Here is a 5,289-nt window from a genome sequence, read left to right on the forward strand (position 1 = left end):
GTCGAAGTCCTCAGGGCCTCCGAATTCAACAACAATCTTGCCCTTTTTCTTTCCCATTTGGACACTGACCTTGGTCTCCAATGCATCGGAGGCATTATCCACCCAGTTGGAGACATCTTCGGGCAGTTGTTGGGGGTTGCGCCCAGGAACCTTTGTGCCACTAGCTGCCTTATCGCCTCGGTTCAGGAGGGTCACCGCTTCCTCCGTGGCACGTACGCTCAATCCCTCGCTTACAACACGGGTAGCAAGCTTTTCCTGTTCCTCTGCGCCGCTCTTCAAGCCGAGCAAAGCACGAGCGTGACCTGCACTAAGGACTCCGGCGCCGACCCGTCGCTGCACGGATACAGGCAATTGGAGAAGGCGGATCATGTTAGTAATCAGAGGACGAGATCGACCGATCTTCTTAGCCAGCTGTTCCTGGGTTACACCGAACTCCTCCATAAGCTGCTGATACGCCGCAGCTTCTTCCAGTGGATTCAACTGGACGCGGTGAATGTTCTCCAGCAACGCGTCGCGCAGCATCTCATCGTCTGCGGTCTCGCGAACGATGGCGGGAATTACTTCGAAACCCGCTCTTTTGGCTGCACGGAGGCGTCGCTCACCCATAATGAGCTCATACGTGGAATCCTCGTCTGGGGCTCTGCGCACGACGATCGGCTGCATAAGCCCGAACTCCTTGATGGAGTGGACAAGCTCTTGAAGGGCCTCCTCGTCGAACACCTCGCGGGGCTGCTTTGCATTTGTACGAATGGCATCGAGGGGGAGCTCTTGGTAGGTCGCCCCGAAATCGTCTTTCAATGTTTCACGTGAAACATCCACGCCGCTCATAGTCGCGGAACGGCCCTCGCTGGCGTCGCGTTCCGCACCGGTAGCCTCTCGGACTACCGAACGCGAAGCGTCACTGTGACGTTTCGCATCCATACCCGAGGTACCACTTCGGGTCTCGCCAGGTCGGTCAAAAGTCGGCTTGTCAGAGTCACTTTGATCCGCTTGAGGGTTCACAGGACTCTTCTGAGATTTTGCAGCGTCTTCTACCGGGCGATCATCTTTGCCGCCGTTAACGGACGGTGAGCCAGCATCGGCCTTATTTCCACCGATACCGATACTCTTCCCGCTACCCAATACAATATCGGCTGCACCATCCCCAAGAGAGGGGCGAGCGGGTCCGCTCGGGATGAGCGATGCAAGACCTCGACCGAGTCCGCCCCGTCGAGAATTGCCTACAGCGTTAGGAGAAGGCATCTGCGGCTTTCGAGAGCCACCACTGGACTTGGTTGAACCCAGAGCTCGCCCCGCTTCCGATGCTAAGCTTCTACCAGCATTCTCGGGCAGCTTCGCGCCCGCCGGCTTCTTCTTCAGCAACGGACTCTCCTGACTCTGAGGTGAATTGGCCACATCGTGAGGCCCTGAAACTTTACGCGAATCCTTCGGAACGCTACTTTCGGCGGATTTTAAAACTTTTTTCGACAGTTTGGAATCCTTTTTATTGCGTTTACCCACTATTAAACACCCTGATCATGAAGTTCTGGGGCAATTCCAATAGGCGCGGTTTCCAATGTCGGTAGGTAATCGCCGCGCTGAGCAAATTCCTTCGCTGCGTCATAATAGGCAAGCGCGCCAGGGGCGCCGCCGTCGTACTGCAGGACTGTCATGTTGTAACTCGGAGCCTCAGATACCTTCACGTTACGCGGAATATGGTTATCCAAAACCACGGATCCGAAGTGAGTTCGAACATCGTCACTGACGTTCTGGGACAGTCGTGTACGACCATCATACATCGTTAAAAGTACGCCCGAAATATGCAGGTTCGGGTTCAGGTTCTCGCGAATCATTGCGATATTGTCGATCAACTGGCTTACGCCTTCCAGGGCGTAGTACTCGCACTGAATTGGGATCAGTACTTCATCCACGGCCGTCATTGCGTTAATCGTGAGTAGCCCGAGGGAAGGGGGGCAGTCAATGAACACGTAATCGAAACCGTGCTCTTCGATCCACTCGTCGCTGAGCGCGGAGGAAAGTCGATACTCACGTCGAACTTCGTTAACCAGATTAATTTCGGCTCCGGCCAGATCGATGGTGGCTGGCACGCAGAAGATACTCTCGTTCTCGTCGTTGCCCTGCATTACTTCATCGACAGACATCTCATTCAGCAGTACCTCATAAGACGAAGGCGTGCCGACATGATGCACCGCATCAAGTGCCGTCGATGCGTTGCCTTGAGGATCCAGGTCGATAACGAGCACCTTCATGCCCAAAAGGGAGAGGGACCACGCCAAGTTAACAGTAGAGGTCGTTTTGCCCACGCCACCCTTTTGGTTAGCAATGGTGATCTTCCTGCACTTCTCCGGCCTCGGAAGTTTGTTCCGATTCGGGTTCTTCAAGCGCGCAGCTTGTTGGGCAGCCCGCCCGATGGGTGTTTCATCCATGTCGAAGGTCGACATCTATGTCCAATCCTGAAGTCAAAAGATGATGTTTCACGTGAAACATCGAGGTGTATGTAAAGGATAGATCAGCCTCAAAGAGGCCACAATGAGAGCCCTACTTGATGCGCGGAATAGTAATCACGTGTGTAGGTTCCGCTACCTTAGACTCGCCTACAATCTGGATGGTTCCATCGCCTCCACCGGCCTTAGCAATCTCTTTGGCGTCTCGCTCGAGTTCCTCTGCGACCGAACCACCCTTGAGGGCCTTCATCGCTCCACCAACGCGCACCAGGGGCAGCGACCAACGAGTAAGTTTACCGAGCGGTGCCACAGCTCGAGACGTAGCAACGTCTGCACCGCCCAAGGCCTTAACTACATCTGGCTCTTCGGCACGACCGCGGACCACCTCGCATCCCAGATCGAGTTGGTCATTGATTTCGGACAGGAAGTTATAGCGTCGTAGCAGTGGCTCCAGCAGCTGAACCTTCAGATCCGGACGCGCGATGGCCAACGGGATACCTGGTAGACCAGCACCGGAACCAATATCGACAACACGGCATCCCTCATCAATAACTTCCCCAAGGACAGCGGAGTTAAGTACATGCCGTTCCCAGATACGGGGAACCTCACGTGGGCCTAGTAACCCTCTTTCAATGCCGGCCGTTGCCAAGAACTCCGCGTACTCCCGGGCAAGGGGAAAACGATCGCCGAAAATCGCCTGTGCGGCCTCTGGAGGTTCGCCTAGTTCCGGGCTTTGAGTATTCACGTCGTCTCGATTTGCCATCTAGACACTCCTTCAACGCTGGGAGGTAGGGGCGATGTTTCACGTGAAACAATCCGGATTGTTCCACACGATGTTTCACGTGAAACATTCGGCTTCTATTACTCCGCCTATTCTATAGCCCGTTGACCTCAAAGCAGCACCCGAGTCTCCTAGCCGCGAACGGCTGGTGCAGAAAACATTGGGCAAACAAAAAACCGCCACCACAACGGTGACGGTTCAACGCGGTTAGGGGCTACTTCCGCTTCTTACCCTTCTTCTTCGGGTTATCCGGACGGGCGCCGACCTTCGGAGCAGAGGTGCGCTTGGAAGCGGCGATGGCTTCCTTCTCCGCCTCCTCCTCAGCATCCATCTTCTTGTAGAGGAAGTACTGCTGCAGGTAGGACCACGTCATGTTGGTAGCCATGTACAGAGCAAGACCAACCTGCCAAGCAAAGCCACCCATCAGGTACAGAACAGGCATGACCCACAGCATCAGCTTTTGCATCATGTCCATCTGCATCTGAGACTGCATGGCCTTAGGGTCGTTCGCCTTAATCGGATTCTCCGCACGGCGCTTAGCAGCGCGATCCATAGACATGCGGGCCGAGAAGTGCATCAGCACAGAAGCCAGCAGCATCAGCGGGACAACGACCAAGATGATGTTGGTTCGGGTGAAGTCCACGTGACCATCCGCGGAGAACGCGCGGTAGTTGGCCGGGTCCATAGAGATAAAGCCGGACAGGGGAGTGCCGAAGATACGAGCGTCCAGGAAGGACTGAACCTCGTCCACACCGAAGAAGTAGTTCGGCGTACTACGAGTCTCTTCAACCGTCATTCCAAGCTGACCCACACCGGTGCCCGTGCGGTTGAAGGAACGAAGCACGTGGAACAGACCAAGGAAAATCGGCATCTGCACAAGCATCGGCAGGCAGGAAGCCAACGGGTTTACGCCCATTTCCTTCTGCAGCTTGCGCATCTCAATCGCCAGGGTCTGGCGATCGTTCTTGTACTTGCGCTGCAGCTCCTGCATCTTTGGCTGCATTTCTTGCATCTTGCGGCTGGAACGCAGCTGATTAGCCATCGGCTTCACCAAGAGAATACGAATGGTGAACACGAGGAACATGATTGCCAGCGCCCAAGTGATGCCCGAATCTGGGCTCAGGACGTAGCTGAACAGCTTATGCCAGAACCACAAAACGCCGGACACTGGATAATAAATAAAATCCATGGCGACTCGAGGTTTCTCCTGAAATTGATCTATTAAGGCCCGTAGGGCCGGCGCCGCCGATAGTTGGCGTCTAACAAAGGAACACAGCTAGCGGCGTCGCCCGCCCCACGAGCACAGGGGACGACGAGGCGGGACAGGATCCCAACCTCCCGGATGCCAAGGCCCACAGCGGGCCAAACGACCCAACGCGAGAAGCGACCCCTTAATCAGGCCATGGCGGCCAATAGCGGTTAAGGCGTAGTTGCTGCACGTAGGATCAAAACGGCATGTTGGCCCCATTTTAAGGGGTGACACATAACTTTGGTAACCAAGGATCAATCGGCGAGCCATTCGAGTCCCGACCCCCGGCCGGCCATTACGGCCATCTCGGTCATCATGACCCTTACCACCATTACGACCATCACTAGTGGTAGTCGCATCACCATTGGGCGAGGGCTCGCTAGTGGGGGAGTGGCCACTAGTGGGCGAGGGCTCGTCGGATGCAGCTACGCACATCACCAACCAACTCCTCAAAGCTCGCAGTGGCGCTCTTAGGCAACGCGCGGATCACTACCGTGGTGCCGGCGGGGAACTCCAGGCTGCCTTCCATCAGCCCTTCGTCCAACACGGCACGGAAGGCATGGCGGAGCTTCCGCGAGGTATTATGCCTGGTCACGGCGTTGCCGACCGCTTTCGAAACCACTAGCCCCATGCGTGGCCCGACTGTCGCCCCCTCCTGCAACGGCAGCGGAAGCTCTTCGGCTCCGCCGCCACCCGCCAAAACGTGAACCACCACAGTGCGGCTGCCCTTCTTCCGACCCTTCCGTATCGTCTGCCCAAACAAGGCAGTCGACCGAAGCCGGTGCTGGGGAGCTAGCACTGTGGTGGCTCTTTCC

At 56.1% G+C, this 5,289-nt stretch carries 6 protein-coding genes; all 6 read right to left on the reverse strand.

What is annotated here, in order from left to right; all coding sequences use genetic code 11:
- Window positions 1-1,242: ParB/RepB/Spo0J family partition protein (locus Q0331_RS04030; protein WP_298075100.1), on the reverse strand; the 1,242-nt coding region annotated here is incomplete at its 3' end.
- 260 nt (window positions 1,243-1,502) lie between these two features.
- The gene (locus Q0331_RS04035; protein WP_298075093.1) at window positions 1,503-2,441 is read right to left on the reverse strand and encodes a ParA family protein; all 939 of its coding nucleotides are present in this window, start codon (window positions 2,439-2,441) and stop codon (window positions 1,503-1,505) included.
- Window positions 2,442-2,538: 97 nt separating this feature from the next.
- Window positions 2,539-3,207 carry a 16S rRNA (guanine(527)-N(7))-methyltransferase RsmG gene (gene rsmG, locus Q0331_RS04040; protein ID WP_298075096.1) on the reverse strand — a complete coding sequence of 223 codons (669 nt, stop codon included), beginning with the start codon at window positions 3,205-3,207 and terminating at the stop codon, window positions 2,539-2,541.
- A gap of 232 nt (window positions 3,208-3,439) precedes the next feature.
- The gene (gene yidC, locus Q0331_RS04045; protein WP_298075098.1) at window positions 3,440-4,414 is read right to left on the reverse strand and encodes a membrane protein insertase YidC; all 975 of its coding nucleotides are present in this window, start codon (window positions 4,412-4,414) and stop codon (window positions 3,440-3,442) included.
- Between the two features lie 87 nt (window positions 4,415-4,501).
- Window positions 4,502-4,744 carry a membrane protein insertion efficiency factor YidD gene (yidD, locus tag Q0331_RS04050; protein WP_080722668.1) on the reverse strand — a complete coding sequence of 81 codons (243 nt, stop codon included), beginning with the start codon at window positions 4,742-4,744 and terminating at the stop codon, window positions 4,502-4,504.
- Window positions 4,745-4,871: 127 nt separating this feature from the next.
- The gene (gene rnpA / locus Q0331_RS04055; RefSeq protein WP_298075101.1) at window positions 4,872-5,273 is read right to left on the reverse strand and encodes a ribonuclease P protein component; all 402 of its coding nucleotides are present in this window, start codon (window positions 5,271-5,273) and stop codon (window positions 4,872-4,874) included.
- Window positions 5,274-5,289 lie beyond the last annotated feature (16 nt).

The sequence above is a fragment of the uncultured Corynebacterium sp. genome (assembly GCF_937999985.1).
GTDB lineage: Bacteria > Actinomycetota > Actinomycetes > Mycobacteriales > Mycobacteriaceae > Corynebacterium.

Coding starts and splice junctions, on each gene's coding strand:
- Q0331_RS04035 (WP_298075093.1), bottom strand. CDS start 2,441: ATGTCGACCTTCGACATGGATGAAACACCCATCGGGCGGGCTGCCCAA.
- rsmG (WP_298075096.1), bottom strand. CDS start 3,207: ATGGCAAATCGAGACGACGTGAATACTCAAAGCCCGGAACTAGGCGAA.
- yidC (WP_298075098.1), bottom strand. CDS start 4,414: ATGGATTTTATTTATTATCCAGTGTCCGGCGTTTTGTGGTTCTGGCAT.
- yidD (WP_080722668.1), bottom strand. CDS start 4,744: ATGGCTCGCCGATTGATCCTTGGTTACCAAAGTTATGTGTCACCCCTT.